This window comes from Acinetobacter soli (genome assembly GCF_018139125.1).
Lineage (GTDB): Bacteria > Pseudomonadota > Gammaproteobacteria > Pseudomonadales > Moraxellaceae > Acinetobacter > Acinetobacter soli.
Genome location: NZ_CP073241.1, coordinates 881635 through 898221, shown reverse-complemented (window position 1 = coordinate 898221; position 16587 = coordinate 881635). Strand labels below are relative to the sequence as shown.

16 protein-coding genes are annotated in these 16587 nt (G+C 41.3%); 2 read left to right on the top strand and 14 right to left on the bottom strand.

Translation table 11 applies throughout. The features are described 5' to 3' along the window. The first annotated feature begins 81 nt into the window (after nt 1–81). A complete protein-coding gene (locus tag KCV09_RS04040) occupies nt 82–1242 on the top strand; it encodes an iron-containing alcohol dehydrogenase (RefSeq protein ID WP_212515578.1) in 1161 nt (386 codons plus the stop codon). Continuing rightward, the gene (locus tag KCV09_RS04035) at nt 1239–1670 is read left to right on the top strand and encodes an acyl-CoA thioesterase (RefSeq protein WP_212515577.1); all 432 of its coding nucleotides are present in this window, start codon (nt 1239–1241) and stop codon (nt 1668–1670) included. Before KCV09_RS04040 ends, KCV09_RS04035 begins: the two co-directional genes overlap by 4 nt. Before the next feature lie 71 nt (nt 1671–1741). Here the strand turns inward: KCV09_RS04035 and KCV09_RS04030 are convergent, their stop codons facing one another. From KCV09_RS04030 to KCV09_RS03965, 14 genes are all read right to left on the bottom strand, one after another. Then, nucleotides 1742–2320: a TerD family protein gene (locus KCV09_RS04030; protein ID WP_119025734.1), complete on the bottom strand. Its 579-nt coding sequence runs from the start codon at nt 2318–2320 to the stop codon at nt 1742–1744. A 32-nt stretch (nt 2321–2352) separates the two neighbouring features. Next, nucleotides 2353–3072, bottom strand: a complete 720-nt coding sequence (locus KCV09_RS04025) for a TIGR00266 family protein (protein WP_119025735.1) — start codon at nt 3070–3072, stop codon at nt 2353–2355. Between the two features lie 3 nt (nt 3073–3075). Continuing rightward, nucleotides 3076–4383, bottom strand: a complete 1308-nt coding sequence (locus KCV09_RS04020; RefSeq protein ID WP_212515576.1) for a VWA domain-containing protein — start codon at nt 4381–4383, stop codon at nt 3076–3078. 79 nt (nt 4384–4462) lie between these two features. After that, nucleotides 4463–5038: a TerD family protein gene (locus KCV09_RS04015; protein WP_119025737.1), complete on the bottom strand. Its 576-nt coding sequence runs from the start codon at nt 5036–5038 to the stop codon at nt 4463–4465. An 88-nt stretch (nt 5039–5126) separates the two neighbouring features. Further along, complete coding sequence (locus KCV09_RS04010; protein ID WP_119025738.1) at nt 5127–6197, bottom strand: DUF475 domain-containing protein; 1071 nt, start codon at nt 6195–6197, stop codon at nt 5127–5129. 60 nt (nt 6198–6257) lie between these two features. Then, entirely contained in the window at nt 6258–6836 is a 579-nt protein-coding gene (locus KCV09_RS04005) for a TerD family protein (RefSeq protein WP_004927241.1), read from the bottom strand. Between the two features lie 103 nt (nt 6837–6939). Then, the gene (locus KCV09_RS04000; protein WP_119025740.1) at nt 6940–8139 is read right to left on the bottom strand and encodes a TerD family protein; all 1200 of its coding nucleotides are present in this window, start codon (nt 8137–8139) and stop codon (nt 6940–6942) included. A 24-nt stretch (nt 8140–8163) separates the two neighbouring features. After that, nucleotides 8164–9045, bottom strand: a complete 882-nt coding sequence (locus KCV09_RS03995) for an HpcH/HpaI aldolase/citrate lyase family protein (RefSeq protein ID WP_119025741.1) — start codon at nt 9043–9045, stop codon at nt 8164–8166. A 4-nt stretch (nt 9046–9049) separates the two neighbouring features. Beyond that, a complete protein-coding gene (stiP, locus tag KCV09_RS03990; RefSeq protein ID WP_212515575.1) occupies nt 9050–10201 on the bottom strand; it encodes a cysteine protease StiP in 1152 nt (383 codons plus the stop codon). Further along, complete coding sequence (locus KCV09_RS03985) at nt 10185–11006, bottom strand: HAD family hydrolase (RefSeq protein WP_212515574.1); 822 nt, start codon at nt 11004–11006, stop codon at nt 10185–10187. The genes stiP and KCV09_RS03985 overlap by 17 nt, the downstream gene beginning before the upstream one ends. Beyond that, on the bottom strand, nt 10999–12138 hold the full coding sequence (locus KCV09_RS03980; protein ID WP_119025744.1) for a phosphoribosyltransferase domain-containing protein: 1140 nt from the start codon (nt 12136–12138) through the stop codon (nt 10999–11001). Before KCV09_RS03980 ends, KCV09_RS03985 begins: the two co-directional genes overlap by 8 nt. A gap of 42 nt (nt 12139–12180) precedes the next feature. Next, nucleotides 12181–13233, bottom strand: coding sequence for an ATP-grasp domain-containing protein (locus KCV09_RS03975; protein ID WP_212515573.1), 1053 nt, complete (start codon nt 13231–13233; stop codon nt 12181–12183). Then, the gene (locus KCV09_RS03970; RefSeq protein WP_212515572.1) at nt 13230–14759 is read right to left on the bottom strand and encodes a helix-hairpin-helix domain-containing protein; all 1530 of its coding nucleotides are present in this window, start codon (nt 14757–14759) and stop codon (nt 13230–13232) included. The genes KCV09_RS03975 and KCV09_RS03970 overlap by 4 nt, the downstream gene beginning before the upstream one ends. Then, entirely contained in the window at nt 14752–16569 is a 1818-nt protein-coding gene (locus KCV09_RS03965; protein ID WP_212515571.1) for a PP2C family serine/threonine-protein phosphatase, read from the bottom strand. The genes KCV09_RS03970 and KCV09_RS03965 overlap by 8 nt, the downstream gene beginning before the upstream one ends. Nucleotides 16570–16587: the final 18 nt, after the last annotated feature.

Sequence of the window (16587 nt, the reverse complement as noted above, 5' to 3'; positions counted from 1 at the left end):
GCGGCTTCACAATAAATTGATGGATTAACTCAATAAAACAATGATTTGTAATTGACAAGCAAATTAAATAAGGACGGAACGATGGGATATTTTCAGTTTCAGAGCGCATCAAGCATCATTTCAGGATTGGGATCAATTGCTGAGCTTAAAACTATTTTGATTGATCGCAACTATCAAAAAGTTTTGCTGGTGACGGATCAAGGAATGATTGCCCATCAGTATCACTTACCTGTCATTGAGTATTTAGACGCAGCTCAGATTGATTATGTTATTTATTCAGATATTCAAGCCGACCCACCCGAGCAGATTGTTTTAAATGCGGCTGCCTATGCGAAACAAGAGAAAGTTGATGCCGTTTTAGGTTTTGGCGGTGGTAGCTCAATGGATGTCGCAAAAGTGATTGCGTTACTTGCCCATCCTGATCAAACACAACAGTTATGCGACATGTATGGCGTAAATAATGCCAAAGGCCCCCGATTACCGCTGATCTTGATTCCGACTACGGCTGGAACCGGCTCCGAAGTCACACCGATTTCGATCATCACGACAGGTGAAACAACTAAAACCGGAATTGTATCACCAGTTTTGTATGCCGATGTTGCGATATTAGATGCGAACTTTACCCGTGATTTACCAGCACATATCACCGCGGCCACTGGAATTGATGCCATGGTGCATGCGATTGAAGCTTATACCAGTAAACTGAAAAAAAATGTTTATGCCGATATGCTGGCAAAACATGCACTGCGTTTACTTAATGATAATCTGCCTAAAGTTCTGAGTAATGGACATGACATGGATGCACGTCAAAACATGTTGCTTGGCTCAATGCTTGCAGGTCAAGCATTTGCAAATGCACCTGTAGGGGCTGTACATGCGCTGGCTTATCCATTGGGTGGTCATTTTCATTTGTCTCACGGACATACCAATGCGTTGGTATTGGTCGAAGTTTTAAAATACAACGCGCCACATGCTAAACAGTTATATGCAGAATTAATGCAATGGCTCGACCCTAAAAGTAATGGCTGTGCAGACGGCTTGTGCGATTTGTTTATCGACCATATGCAAAATCATCTTGATCATAGTGGGCTGACTTTAAAACTGAGCCAACTCAATGTACCGCACTCTAGCCTTGAAACACTGGCGCAAGATGCATTATTGCAAACCCGTCTATTACAAAATAACCCACGCGAAATGACACATCAGGCTGCGTATCAGATTTATGAGGCAATTTACGCATGAAACCAATACCCAAACGCCGTGACCAGTTTCATTATTTTTTAAATATCCAGACACGCTGGGCAGATAATGATATTTATGGTCATGTAAACAACGTGACTTATTATAGTTATTTTGATACGGCCGCTAACTCACTTTTGATTCAACATGCAGGCTTTGATATTCGTCAGTCACCGATCATCGGACTAGTCGTCGACTCGGCATGCAGTTTTTTTAAGGAACTCACCTTTCCAGATACCATTGAGGTGGGTGTTGCGATTTCAAAAATTGGGCAAAGCTCCTTACGCTATGAACTCGCAATATTTAAGCAACACCAGCTTGAACCTTGTGCACAGGGACACTTTGTCCATGTTTTTGTTGATCGAGAGACACGAAAAAGTACCACAATTCCCAATGCGATGCGTGAGGCATTACATAGTTTTAAGCTTTAGATTTTAAAAATAAGCAATCATGCTGAAGCAACTTCTAATCGTGCAACAGCATGAAGGATTAATTTAAAGCATTAGATGTGAGGCAAAACGTAAGGCACGATATCCTGAAAAGTACGGCCATGTACATTTTCACCAATCGCGTGCATTTTCCAGGCATCATTATGGCGATAAATTTTTGCAATAATCAAACCAGTGTGTGCGCCTTGTGATGACAGTTTATAACTTGCAATTTCTTGATTATTGGATTGATCAACCAAACGACAAAATGCATTTTCAACTTTCTCAAACGTTTGTCCACGGAAGCTACTTACAGTAAAAACTAAAGATTTCACCTGAGCAGGAATTTGATCCAAATTCACACGAATGATTTCATCATCACCATCGCCCGCACCTGTTAAGTTATCACCCGAATGTTGAATACTGCCGTCTTTGCTTCGAAGCTGACCAAAATAAACAACATCTAATACTTGTTTATTATCATCAAATAAAATTACAGAAGCATCTAGATCGATATTCCCGCCACCACCAAAGCCAAAAAAGCCTTTACTTTTTGCAACATCCCAGCCCACACCCAAAAAGATCTGTTTTAAGCTGCTGCCATCTGCTTTTTGCAAACTAATTTTCTGGCCTTTTTCTAAATTAATTGCCATGTGTTTTTCTCCTCTGGATAAAAATGATTGTTTTAATTTGATTGATTACGGTTTAGATTTAATTTCGAGGTCAACCACTGCAGAAAATTGTTGCGGTTTCGAGAACAAATTACCACCTTACCTTGACCCGAAAAACGTAACACCATGCCTTCTCCACTGGTTACGCTATTGACCAAATTGCCAAGAAAACCGCTATTTTGTGAAGTAGATATAGATAAATTATAGTTTAAGCGTGAATCCCAGCAGACTACATGCCCATTATCAATAGTCACGTCTTTGTTAGGTTCGACCTCAAGTTCAAATAAAGTCCCACAACCTGACACCACAACTTGGCCTTGCCCGCTGGTCTCCATCACCAGAAAACCACCTGTATTACCAAAAAATGCACCACCAAGGCTGTTATTTAAACGTGCTTTGACCTGAACCGAATCATGCGCTGCCACGAAAGCACCATCGCTCAGTAGATACTGAGTTGCCCCAACATCCAGAATCTGCATATCGCCATCCAAAGCAGCAGATAACAAACAGTCGCCATCACCACTAACTGCTTCAATATGTTGTTGAAACAACGATTCATCATTGGCGAAACGACGTAAAAGGGATTGCATCAAGCCACCTTGCAAACGCCCTTTTAATTCCAAGGGTGACTCCATCATCACCATGGCATTACTTTCGCAATAGATTTTGTCACCACGGCGCATAGATACATGCAGAAAAGGTTCTGGCGAACCGACTAAACTGAACTGTGCCATTGTTTATCCCTTCTCATTTCGAACAATCTGATGTTGCCGCGCAGCAATTAACCAATCAGGAAATTCTTGTAACAACAACTCATAGAGGCGCTCATCTGAAACGCTATCAATGCGGTCTAAACTAAAAAAGTTACAGTTATCGACAATTCGACCAGACATTTCATCTAACTTTTCTAATGCACCATAATTTCGCCCACCAATCCCGACAAATTGCCAGAAAATAGGTAATTTGGCTGCTTGAGATAATATTTTCTGCATTTGTTGGCGGCTGCCTACACCACCATCCGAAATGAATAAAACATACGTCGGGATTTGATCCTGAAATTTTTGGAAATAGTTAATCACCGCTTCAATGGCTGGAATTTCTTCGTTGTAACGCGCTCCCACTTGCCAGTTCTTCCAGCCTCGCTGAGTACTATTAATAAAATCATTAACATTATTTAGAGTCACATCATCCAGCTGCGTAGTTTCAGCGGCAAAAGCCCAGCATTCAAAGCTACCATCATCATCAAAATGGATTGCAAGTGGCATCAAACGATTCACCACTTTTTGCACATCCCCACGGCGATATTGTCCATCCATTGATCCAGATGCATCTAGAACCAAAGCAACCCGTGCAGTAACACCCAATAATTTTTTCTTTTCTAACTGAACCAAAGATTTCTTGGTCAGATCGATAATGGATGCATTGCCCGTTTTTTCAGCCTTTTGCAAAGATAATTTTTTCTTTAAATCGATATTCGATTGTGGTGCGACAGGTGTCGTCTGTTGTGCTGTCGGCTCTTCAGCAACTTCTCCACCAAAATGTTGAATTAAGGCAGCAAGACCTGCATTAAAGCCTTGTCCAATTGCAGCCAAACGCCAAATACCGTCTTTTAGATAAATCTCGATCAGCATGGTGGCACGTTCTTGATCAAAAATGCTGCCATCTAGCTTCAGTTCAGCAATCGGCTGTAACTGCAAGTTAAGAAATTGAACTGTAACCTGCTGTAATTGCGACATGACATTTTGTCCATCAATTGCAGCAGTCAAAACCAGATGTTGGATAACTGCTGGCAGCTTTGCTAAATCAACTAAAAAGCGACTGCACTTACTTTGGTTTTCAATGAGACGAACCGCTTGGCATGGTGTTTCAGGTTGATTGTAAAAGGTCATATATCGTTCATCACTTAAACGATACTGTGAATCAAGTCCGAAACTTGCAATATCCAAATCAAAAGCTGCTTGATAGTGAATATGGATATAAAAAGAAGATTGCCCCTGTAAAACATCATTTAATTTTATTTTTTGTCCACGAATTAAATTCAACATATCAAGAAACAACCTATTTTTATCATTTATAAATATAAAAAAAGAAGATAGTGCCTAAACACTATCTTCCACATGTATTTTAAACAGAAACACCATAAGAAGCTGCTAAAGGCCCTAAGCCACCAGCAAAACCTTGACCAATTGCTCGGAATTTCCACTCACTGCCGTGCTTGTAAAGCTCTCCAAAGATCATTGCCGTTTCAGTACTACTGTCTTCAGACAAATCATAACGTGCGATTTCACTACCACCCGCATCATTAATAACACGAATATAGGCATTCGCCACTTGACCAAAGTTTTGATTACGGGTTTGACCGTCATAAATAGTGACCGCAAAAATGACTTTAGCAACATCGGCAGGTACTTTGCTAAGGTCAATGCTTAACGTCTCATCATCCCCATCGCCTTCACCTGTACGGTTATCGCCATTGTGAACCACTGAACCATCAGATGACTTTAAGTTATTAAAGAAAATAAAGTCATTGTCAGCACGTACCTTACCACTTTCATTCACCAAAAATGCAATTGCATCAAGGTCAAAAGCTGCACCATCGGTCACGCGAGGGTTCCAACCCAAGCCTACTGTTGTTTTCGTAATGCCAGGTGCTTCTTTGGTTAAGCTAACGTTGCCGCCTTTGGTTAAACTAATTGCCATTTGGATTTCTCCTGATTAAATTTCAATTCTTTGTTTAATTTCATTTAGATCTTTTACACCATATAAATGATGTATCTATCGCTTTTTATCAAGCTTGTGTTTGTTTTTTACTGTAAGCAATAGAAGATAGTACAGCCCAAATAATGAATGCAACACCAATTAAGCCCGTAATAACTTCAGGTACATGACCACCCGTTCCCGTATAAAGCATGATTGCAGCTAATGCACCAATGGCATAATGTGCACCATGCTCCAGGTAGATGAAGGCTTCCAAGGTCCCTTTCTCAACTAAATAAATGGTCATTGAACGGACAAACATGGCACCAATTGCCAAACCGAGCATAATTACAACCACATCACTTGTGATCGCAAATGCACCAATCACACCATCGAAACTAAAAGAGGCATCTAACACTTCAAGATAAAGAAAACCACCGATACCAGCTTTGACGATATTACTTGAAGTACCTGTAAGTGGTTTTTCATTGGCTTCATCATCTTCACTACTGCCTTCAAGCAAATGACCCAGTACTTGTACACCGATATAAACCACGATACCCCAAATTCCAGCGATAATCACAATGAGCTTTTGTTGCTCTGGAACAAATGCAGCCATAGTCAATAAGGCAACGAGTGCCACAAATACTGACATCGCAGGAATGTTTGCTAGATTTGATAAATGTGTTTCCAACCAATGGAACCAGTGCGTATCCTTACCATCATCAAACAAGAAGTTTAAAAACACCAACATTAGGAACATCCCACCAAAGGCTGCAATTTCAGCATGGTGTGCAAGTAACTTCTCTGAATAGGTTTTTGGATCATTCAGTGCCAGTTTCGCAACCTCAATCATTCCCATGTCAGCAGTAACGCCAACAATCAAAAGTGGAAAGATTAAGCGCATACCAAATACGGCAACTAAAATACCAACGGTAAGAAATAGTTTTTTCCAGAATTCATCCCAGTTTCTTAATACCGAAGCATTGACAACGGCATTATCAAAAGATAGCGATACTTCCATAACAGCCAGTACAGTCGTAATGAGCAAAACTTTCAGCATCATGGACAAACCAGCATTGGGGCCATGCGTGAAGCCCCACCATGCTGATAATGCAAGACAAATTATGGTAAAAATAATTGAGAAACGAAAATGTTTCATTTTTTTCCTTTACTAAACAACCTTAAGATATTCATTATTTATATTCTTTAAATTAATATCTTAGCCAATCTGAATACCGTATTGTTGGCACATGGCAGCAAGCCCACCCGAATAACCTTGACCTACGGCTTTAAACTTCCACTCGCCGTTATGACGATAAACCTCACCAAAGACCATTGCTGTTTCAGTTGAGTAGTCTTCTGCCAAATCGAAACGAACCACTTCTACATTGGTATCTTGGTTTACAACACGAATAAAGGCATTTGCAATTTGACCAAAATTTTGACCGCGTGCTTGCGCGTCGTGAATGGTCACAGTAATCGCAACTTTTTCAATTTCAGGCGAAACTTTTGATAGATCAACCAACAATGTTTCATCATCGCCATCACCTTGACCTGAACGGTTGTCACCCGTATGCTCTACTGAGTTGTCTTGAGATTTAAGTTGGTTATAAAAAATAAAATCATGATCGCCACGTACTTTACCTGTCGCGGTTAATAAAAATGCACTGGCATCCAAGTCAAATGCCGCACCATCCGTCGCACGCTCATCCCAACCTAATCCAATTAAAATTCGAACTAAATTGGGATCTGTTTTACTCAAGGATAAATTTCCACCTTTATTTAAACTAATCGCCATTTTGTTTTTTCTCCTCGTTTGAACACTTAAAATTCAATGGTTTTAATGATGTTTGTATAGATATCGAAAGTATTGTTATCTGATACATGATTAAATATCAATTTCATTTGCTACCTGCAACCCAACGTAGACCAAAACCAAAGGCTTGGTCCAACTCGCGATGTCCAGGTACATAGCGCACATGACGTTGTACTTGAATGCTACCACCTTGATTCACTAATTCAACAATTCCACACATTCCTAAAGGCTGTCCTTCGGTTAAACGGATTTCAATTGGTGGTTGATCTGGCACATAAATCATGACCACAGCATCTGTTTCGGCCCAGTTCGGCACACCTTCATAAATAAATGCAAACAACACCACACGGCGAATCTGCGACCAGTGCCGTCCATTAATCCTAAGCCACTCACCCTCTGTTAATGCACCAGTACGGTCATCCGCAGAAAGTTGAATAAATGGGAAAGCGTTAAAATCACCAAATCGATTACCTAAAGCCTGAATCACCGATTTGCTACCATCTTGCATCTCGAACAGACAGCCCAAATCCAGATCAATGCCGTGATTTTGGTTAAGCAGCTTTTTAAAGAAGCCTCCTGATTGCGCCCGCTGACTCCGTTGATTCCAATTCAGATTAATTTTAATTTCACCAAAACCATGAGCCTGTTTCTGTAAATTAATCTGGTTATTGCGCTTATCTAAGGTAATTTTGCTTAAATTAATTTTAGGTTGAGGTACTGGTGCAGGTACAGGTTGAGGCAAAGGCTCGGGTGTTGCAGTTTGATCGCTAATTTCCACACCAAAATGTTCAGCTAGCGGTTGTAAACCACCATTAAAACCCTGATTGACGAAACGGAATTTCCACTGATCTTTATAACGATAAATTTCTGCCAAAATCAGGGCTTTTTCAGTCTTTTCGGCACTTTTTACCGTTGCTGTTGCCGTGAGCTGTCCGTTTTCCCATAATTCAATCTGAATATCTTGAATCGCGTTGATTGCACCTTGCCCATCAAGGGTTGCACACATCGCAAGCTTGCTGATATCCGCATCGAATAATTGAGTGTTCAAATTAAATTGCGCAATATACGGTGCTTTTGTTGTTGCCTCGACTAATTCTACACTGCGGTTTGGTGTCTGCTTTTGCCCATAAAAGATCATGTCCGCATCACCACGAACCTTCGCCTGCGCATTCAAGACATAAGCGGTCAGATCTAAACCGATATGAGCCGCCAATGTGGTTTTAATTTTCACTTGGCAATGTGACTGGCTCAATGCCAAATTGGCTCCTGTTATAAGTTGTTGCATTGATTATTCCTATATTTTTTGATTTTATATTTTTAGCCCAAACACTTTTGCCCGTTCTAAAATTCGTTCTGCCCAGCGGCGATGGGTTGCGGGTTCAAGCATACTGCCGTGACAGGCAAATACTGCCTTACAACCATCTTGCAAAATATCCTGCGCTTGTTTCAACTCAATTTCATTGACCTGATAAGCCTGATGTACAATCGAGATCTGCGCAGGATGAATCACGGTTTTGCCTGATAATCCATACTGTAAATCCAGATACAATTCATCTTGCAATAGTTTTACTTGACTAAAATGCTCACAGACAGGTGCACTCAGCGCAAAACCATAAGGTAAAAACTGGCCTGCCAGATTGGCAATTAATGTGCCAATTGGCGTTTGATATAAAGTGACATCGCTAGGACGGCGCAAGGCTAAACAATTGAGCAAGTCGTTGCCTCCAATCCGAAGCACCAATACTTTATGAAACTCTGATAAAGCCTGTCTCAGCTCTTTCATTTGCTCCATATCAAAACTATCGGCTGTTTCAAGTGTCGGCATATAGTGTAGTGTTGCAGGAAGAACATCTAACCATTGCTTAAAATTAGCCAAACCAAATTTAGGCAACACCATGCCATCCAAAGCCGTGATTTCCCGCCATTCCGCTAAATCAGCGGCCATCGCAATATGACGAGGACGAATAAAGATTTTAGGGTATTGCTCATGCCGCTGTTGCTGTTGAAGTTTCTGTAATAACTGTTTGAGATTCTGTTTGGCAAGCTCAACGTCTTGTTCAGTAATCGCATCTTCAAGACAGATCACCAAAGAGCGTAACTCTGGATATTTTTCACCCGTTACTATTGGCCATAAATCGGATCGAGTCGCAGGGATATATAAAGTTGCCCCTAAAGATAATGCAGATAACATAAAATTATCCTTTCCCCAATTTTTGAATTAATGTAATCGCTCTATAGGGCGCAATCTGATCACCAACCACTTGTACAGGTGTTTTTGTGATTTGGGTTAAATGGCGTAATAAACGAGTATCCTCATCATCTGCATCCCGAAGTAAAACTAAATCAGGAACACGTCTTAAAATTGCTCGGGTTGCCTCTGCGATACTGGGTTTTATCCGATTAATATTTTGAATGTCGTATTCTTGAGCCAGTTTATGTACAACCTGTCGGCTTTGATCTTGTTGTGCCTGTTGTTGTGTTTCTGCCCAAACTGCATTGGACTGTGGATTGAGCTTTAAACGGATCTGATTTATTCGCTGGATAAACTGCTGCGAAATATCAAATTCGTTTAAATGGTGATATTCAATACAGCGATGCCATTGATCAATATTCTCGGCAGTGATTTCATCGGCACTCAGGGTTTCGCCTTCACAAATACTGCGAGAGATAAGACCAGAAATGGTCGACCCCAAAATACCGGATGGAATCAACCAGTCATCACCACTGGCCGCCAACCATGCACAGCCTGCAATATCAGACAAGACCACCAAAGGTAAAGGTTTGCCTGTAAAACGAGTATCATTGCCTAAGCTACGCTGTAATTCTTGACGAATCGCGCCTTTACCCGTCCAACCATCCACGAATACAATCGATGCATGCCCATGTCTAGCGATAATGGTTTCCAATGCAGCAAAATCAATGCCACGATCTCGGATAATGCTGATGCCATAATGTACACAGTCACGGCCTAAATCTTGTATTGCATGATAAAGCAATACACCTAAGGGTACGCCCGCACGTACAAAGCTCACCAATACAATCGGCTCGTTAAATTCTACAACCAAAGTTTGTGCCAATTGCTGAACTTCTTGAGCTAAACGTTGTTGGCCTTGCTGCATGGCCTGTTCAAATAACTCTAAGTGACGTGCTGTTGGCACATTTTCTAAACTGATCATTTGTGAATAATGCTTTTCTCCTGATTGAATCAGGCGTTCTTTTTCTGCGGTATCCGTAGGTTCAATATGGGTGCGCTTAAGCAAAAAAGTGACTTGTTTTGATTGATAACTACCACTAAACCCTTGTTTTAAAATTAATTCAGTTGCTTTATCTTTATTGATAATCGCCATAAAATCCTTCTTGTTTGTATTGCTGGGTCAAATTATGTTTTACCCAACGATTTAATTGACTATGGTTTGGCATCCCCCACCAGTGACATAAATTCAAAAACTCTACATCAGATAGACTATCACCAAAACCAAGAATTGGGCGTTGTTGAGATGCAAACTGTTGCAATACAAAGCGGGCAGCATTGGCTTTACTCACAGGTTGTGGAATCAGGGCCAAGTTATTGCCATTTAAATGAAAATAGAACCCTTCCAAAACTTCTGAGCTCAAGCTATTTAATAATTCTGGTAAGAAATTTGGTGCATAAGGATTGTCATTTTCAGTATTTTGTTTGGCAACTACATACAGCCCTAAACCTTGCTCTTCGACCACCCAAGTACGAATAGAGCCAAAATTGATCGCCTGTTGTTGTAAAGCATCAATCAATATTTGTTGACGTTCTTGATAAGAAGTCAACGCTTGTTGCATCTGCACATGCCAATCCACATTTACACTGAAATCTGGATTTAGTACCGTACCGCCATGAGAGCAAACTGCCCCATACTGAAAAGGTAAATGCACCCGAGACAATGCTTCTGCACTTCTTGCCGTGACAGGAATCAAATGTGTACTATGTAATAACCACTGCACGAAGTGCTGCTGAATTGGGTTCATATACGCCAATGCTTGTCCTTGTTTATCCGTAGTGACCATTTTAAAGTCTGTCTGAGGAACAATACGGCGATGGGTCTGGAATAAAGTATCATCCAGATCAACCAACATCAGCGGCGTTGCAATATTTTGCGCATCAAATAAGAAATTATTCATTTACACCACATAGATTAAGATTTTGATGTGGAAATTCTACGGCACTGATCACTTCAGCATTTGGAATCGCGTCTAATAAGCTACTAGCAACGGACTCAGCACAGGTTTCCACTGTAATAAAAATTCGGTCATATTCTGATGGATTAATATTGTAGACAAAGTTCTGAATACCCAAGCCGTAGTTATCTGAAAAAGCCAAAGCAGACTGAATGGCATGCCCTATAGCTATAGGTGAGCGGGTAATCGCACTAAATTTCACCTCTGCACCCTGTCGCTGTAAATCTTCTGCCAATAAAAAAGACGACCAGACATATTCACCACTTCCCAACACTAAAATCCGTTGTTGAGGTTTAACCTTCAAACGAATATAGGCGGAAGTATCTTGAATGGGTAATCGCCCCCATGTCGGCTCAGATAAGGTCGCATACGCACCAAAAGCCACGGTATCTACTTTGGGCATATTAATCTGTAACGGTTCTTTGGCATCTTGCCACTGCCATTTGCCTGTCATCAATGCGACGGACTGACAATCTAATCCAGCCATATGAATACCTGATGACCAATCCGCCAAAGTTGCAGTTACGACATGAGACATTTGATCAAGACCAGCCGCTTGTAGTGCTGAAACTAGATTGATGAAAGTTTTTCCTGTAGACGCTTCATCATCGACCAATACAATACTTTTGCTGGCTAAAATTTTCTTTTGAATATCAGCATCAGGCGATCCATACAGCAATTGATCTTGCGCATGGCTGTGTTCCTCTAAAAAACGAGCCAATAATGGTGCGCCCTCAACAGGATGACGAGTTGTGGTCACATACAATGCATCTGGATAGCGTTCCTGCAAGACTTGATGTACACCTGCACCTAGCCCCACAGCCGTTTCAGCCATTCCAATCACCAAGATGGGCTCAGGTAAATTACTTGGAATCAGTTGGGCCAAATCTGTAAATGCATGACGCATCACTTTAGGACTTACAGGAATATGTCTCCCCAAAACTTTTGAGACAAATAAAAAAGCTCTTTTGGGATTTATCCGTTCGGCAAAACCGAGTAAATCTTGCCATTTCCAATGGCTATTTTCATCAGGCTGTAAATCCAGTTTGCCTCGTTGTAATTCAATTTCAATCATATAATTCTTAAATCTAATTTAAAATAATATACATAATGGTGTTTATATTACACAAATACTCTGACTTATGCTGCGGACAATGAGTGAACCTTCGGTCTTTTTGGGCTGATAATGAAGCTGTAGTGTGTGCGCAATTGCCAAATGAACTAAATTCACACCACTCATGAAAGTATGTGCAATGCCCCCCGATGGTCGAGAGTTTACCTCCAAGATATACAATTGCTGTTGATCATTATATCGAGCCTGCATATTCACTAGCCCGTCACAACCAAATAATGCAGCGACCTGATACGCCAGTTCAATCGCAGGATCTTCAAAAGTTAAGTTTTGACAACCATTTTTTTGCTTATAGCGTGCAATCGCACCATGTACCTGGCCATGTATGCACAACATATCGACTGAGCACTCCAATCCAGATAGAAATGGCATGACCAAATACACAGGCGGCTTTTCTAACTGTCGATAACTCTCAATAAAACTTTCAGGATGTGCCTTGAATCTCATGCTATTTGCAAATACATCAAATGAGTTTGCGCTAGGATCTAAATGCCAAAACCCTGAAGCAAAAACTCCTTTGGCAGGCTTGACACACACCTCACCTTTTTGTCGCCAGTCATGATATGCATCTTGTAATTGCTCGGCATTTTCAACAATGGTTGCTGGTGCAACCGCTAAGCTGTGATTCAAACAGATTTGAGTAAACAGGGATTTATCATTTAGTTGCTCGATTTGATCAAGCGTATCACAACCCGCCATGAGGCGAATGCCCAATTGTTCAAAGCGATGTTTTTCGGCTAGATAAATTGCAGCATGATGTCCAGCAATAATCAATTTGACATTTAAGCGTTGCGCCTGGTGTAAAACCCATTCCACTCGCTCTGAGAAAGGCGGTTCTTGTAAAGCAATATCGGCAACAGAGGTAATTTCAGGACGATCGTCTGCATGTGATGCCACCACATGAATTGGGAGATTAAAAGGCGCATTTTTTGCTGCCAAAATTAAATCACGTTGACAAGAATGCGCTTGGGTAAACCAAATCCCGATCGAGTTTTCTGCGATGTCCATCTGAGCAAGATCATTCACTATTTGCGTCATATACATTCCACCATTTGCACCACCACTAATCGGCCTCCATCCTGACGTGAAAGTAAAATTTGTTTTTCATCCAGCAATTCGATTTTTTCGCCAATTGGAATGGTTGTTTTAGTTGCCACATCCATGAGATCAGGCAGATTTTCGTTCACCAGCCACCACTGATTTTGGTGAAAAACAAAATAGCCAACACGTTTGGTTTGTTCTGCTGTTAGACGCTCGTTCGGTGCAATCAGATTATTGACATGCCACGGGTAAAGTGACTGCCCTGTCCACACCATTAAACGGTGATTATCGGGTCTAAAACTGCCTTCTCGGCGTGCCGAATAGAGGTTCAGTACAGGTAGCTTGCCTTTAAAGGCTGTGCCACAAAATGGACATACGGGTTTTATTGTATTATCAAATACATACCATTTTTGACCGCAATCACTATTTAAGCATGGCTGAATCAAATCCACCGTTTTAACCAAAGCGGTTTCCCAATCATTGGCTGAAGGCCGCTGCTGCGGTTGGTGCAAACCTGCCACAAAGCTTTGTAAAAATAGTTCCTTTAAATAGGGACCTGTCACGGTGAATGGGATTTTTTCAGGATCGGCCCATGGTAAAGCACTTGGACGTACCTGACTCACTTTCACCCGATTGCTTGGATCGGTTGGATGTTCAATAAATAAGGCATTATCACCCATTGCCAGATTTTCATCGCGCTGCGGATCATTCACATCATAAACTTTGCCACCACGCAACGGATGCCGATACAGCAAATACATGTAAATTAAAACCGCCAAAGCATGACGATCGGTCATGATGTTTGGGAGATTCCGCTGTGGGTCATCTTTTTTTAAATGATTGGTTTTCACCACTTCAGGTGCAATGAAATCAGGCGTTCCAACTACATCAGGTGGATATTTTCCAGGCACGACCAAACCATCCACATCAATTACACAGGCACGGCCAGTTACAGGATCAATCAGAATATTCTTATAGGATAAATCTGAATGTGCCAAACCTGCTGCGTGCATACGGCGTACAGCACGGGCAATTAAAATACAAATACGCAGATAATTCGACCAATTGCCTTTTTCTTTTTCGTCCAAAAACCGATTTTGGTTATTGGCACTGGCAAACCATTTTCCTTCTTTTTCCTTACCTTTAATGCCTAAAAAATCATTATTTTTAGACCCATGTTCAAAGAAAAACTGTTTTTGGTAGGTCGGTGCTGTAATCCCCAACAAACCATTATATTCAATCAAACCATCGGGCCAGCAAAAGACATTTTTCCAGTAATCCCCGCCTGCACTGTTGAAAATACCTTGCCATTTATTGCCAACAATTTCCTTTAAGCGGTCCTTCTGTCTTTCCAGCTCAGCATGAGACTGATAGAAATGGTTTTTTTCTTTGCTAAAAAAACACACCACATAAGATTTATCAGGAGAAAAATAGACATCTTTCATTGCTCCTGAGCCAATGACTTCATCAACGAATGCAACTGGCCGACCATCTAAAGTTTGACACTGGATAATCTTAGTCATGAGCAAGACCCTCCACATCCACATCCACACTCACAGGCTTATTCCATAAAATCGCCAAAGTACGATCATCATGATGCCCTGCACTAAAGAACTTTGACCATTCCAATAAAGCCTGATCTGGGTGTAGCTGCTGTAACTGTGGTTCAATTTCTTGCCATAAGGCCTGCCATTTTTCGTGGTTCGCAAGTCCAGCATCTGTTTCAAAGCGCGGATCGGAAATACCATCTGTCATCAGAATCACAGCTTCACAATCATCGTAATAGCCAATATTGACGCGACTAGCAAACTGCTGTACAAAACTGCGATCTAAGAAACGGGTTTGCCCAGCAAATTCACCACCATCTGGTTTTCCCATTAAACGTACTTTATCTTTGGCATATACAGCAATCGCACCATCGCCCATCCAGAAGGTACTAATAAAGGTTTTTTTCTCGCATTGTTTCACTACAGCCACCAATAAAGTCGTGGCATACGCCTTGGCTGCAACTTGCTTTAACTCGGCTTCCTGCTCAATAGCCTCAATGGTAACTTGGGCTGTTTTATAGAAAGTATCATGAAAATCCTTGTAAATTTGCTGCGCAACAGACTTGGTGATTTCATCATCACTGCCAACCTGCCATTGCTGCAATAAGCGATCCAGATAGGGATGATGATGTTCGAGGTAATCTGTCAGCGTTTTGGCTGCGCTTTGCACCGCAAGTAAAGAACCTTGTCGAGAATAACTGGCACTACCAGCGCCGTCTGCGACAATCAATATTGACCAATCGGTCTCTGCAACGCGAGCAATCAGAAAATCATCATCACGGAAAGTGCCTGCGTGTTCATGTGAACGTCCGCGCTGGCTACAGGCAGCAAGGTTAAAATACTCAGTCTGAATCACTTGATGGTCACTATGTGCTTTCTGATAAGGCGCATTGATATCGGGTTCATTGACCTGCCATAGACTACGTGGATCTGCAGTAATAATAAAGGTCACTTCACCCGAAGACCATGCTTGTGCGGCTTCACTGTTTTTATACTGAAATGCCAGTTTAAATTCGCCTGCTTGCAACGGTATGCCCTGTAACTGTTGGGTTTGATCATCAAATACTATACCTAAGTCTTCTGGAATTTTGATTGATTCAGAACAAATCAGCACGTCCTCTTTGACTGGATATTGCATTTGAATACGTGCTTGATAGTCTTGCCCAACACGCGCATTGGGTATCTGAAAATGAGGCATTTTTTTCACCGTTTTCACCTCATGATTTTGCTTTCCTGAGGGATTATTCTGATTGTGATCTGTATGATTTGAGTCGATATTTGCGGTCGAACTCATTAACACCAACGACGTTGTCGAGAATGACCTAGCAACGAAACCATCATTGATCAAAGAAGGCTCAGTTTCTGCATCAACAGGTGCAGACAAATAAAGTTCATCTAAAAAATCAAGCTGATCCACTGATTCCAATGCATCAGCCTCGGTGATTGGAGTCAATGCCATTTGGGTATGATCGAATAGCGGTTGGGTTGATTCAGCACTATTGATGCTTTCAGCTTTAGAGATGTAAACCGGCAAGCGCCCCTGCTGCAAGATGCGCTGTAGTAAAGAATGCTGAAACACTTCTGACTGTTCTAATTGAAAGCCTATTTGCTCATAAATCTGTTCAGCCAAATCATGATAGGCATTATAAATTTTTTTACTGTTCAGCAATTGATCAAGAGAATCACCATCCAGTAATAGAGGGTTCTGTTGAGTTTGATCTTGTAACAGCTGCTTTAATGTATTTAAAAAAGCGGTCTGAACGTCCGAAGTCAAAGTTTTCGACATGGCTTTTCCTAGATCCAA

Coding starts and splice junctions, on each gene's coding strand:
- KCV09_RS04000 (WP_119025740.1), bottom strand. CDS start 8,139: ATGCAACAACTTATAACAGGAGCCAATTTGGCATTGAGCCAGTCACAT.
- KCV09_RS04040 (WP_212515578.1), top strand. CDS start 82: ATGGGATATTTTCAGTTTCAGAGCGCATCAAGCATCATTTCAGGATTG.
- KCV09_RS04035 (WP_212515577.1), top strand. CDS start 1,239: ATGAAACCAATACCCAAACGCCGTGACCAGTTTCATTATTTTTTAAAT.
- KCV09_RS04030 (WP_119025734.1), bottom strand. CDS start 2,320: ATGGCAATTAATTTAGAAAAAGGCCAGAAAATTAGTTTGCAAAAAGCA.
- KCV09_RS03965 (WP_212515571.1), bottom strand. CDS start 16,569: ATGTCGAAAACTTTGACTTCGGACGTTCAGACCGCTTTTTTAAATACA.
- KCV09_RS04010 (WP_119025738.1), bottom strand. CDS start 6,197: ATGAAACATTTTCGTTTCTCAATTATTTTTACCATAATTTGTCTTGCA.
- KCV09_RS04015 (WP_119025737.1), bottom strand. CDS start 5,038: ATGGCAATTAGTTTAACCAAAGGCGGCAACGTTAGCTTAACCAAAGAA.
- KCV09_RS03970 (WP_212515572.1), bottom strand. CDS start 14,759: ATGACTAAGATTATCCAGTGTCAAACTTTAGATGGTCGGCCAGTTGCA.
- KCV09_RS03985 (WP_212515574.1), bottom strand. CDS start 11,006: ATGAATAATTTCTTATTTGATGCGCAAAATATTGCAACGCCGCTGATG.
- KCV09_RS03995 (WP_119025741.1), bottom strand. CDS start 9,045: ATGTTATCTGCATTATCTTTAGGGGCAACTTTATATATCCCTGCGACT.
- KCV09_RS03975 (WP_212515573.1), bottom strand. CDS start 13,233: ATGACGCAAATAGTGAATGATCTTGCTCAGATGGACATCGCAGAAAAC.
- stiP (WP_212515575.1), bottom strand. CDS start 10,201: ATGGCGATTATCAATAAAGATAAAGCAACTGAATTAATTTTAAAACAA.
- KCV09_RS04020 (WP_212515576.1), bottom strand. CDS start 4,383: ATGTTGAATTTAATTCGTGGACAAAAAATAAAATTAAATGATGTTTTA.
- KCV09_RS04025 (WP_119025735.1), bottom strand. CDS start 3,072: ATGGCACAGTTCAGTTTAGTCGGTTCGCCAGAACCTTTTCTGCATGTA.
- KCV09_RS03980 (WP_119025744.1), bottom strand. CDS start 12,138: ATGATTGAAATTGAATTACAACGAGGCAAACTGGATTTACAGCCTGAT.
- KCV09_RS04005 (WP_004927241.1), bottom strand. CDS start 6,836: ATGGCGATTAGTTTAAATAAAGGTGGAAATTTATCCTTGAGTAAAACA.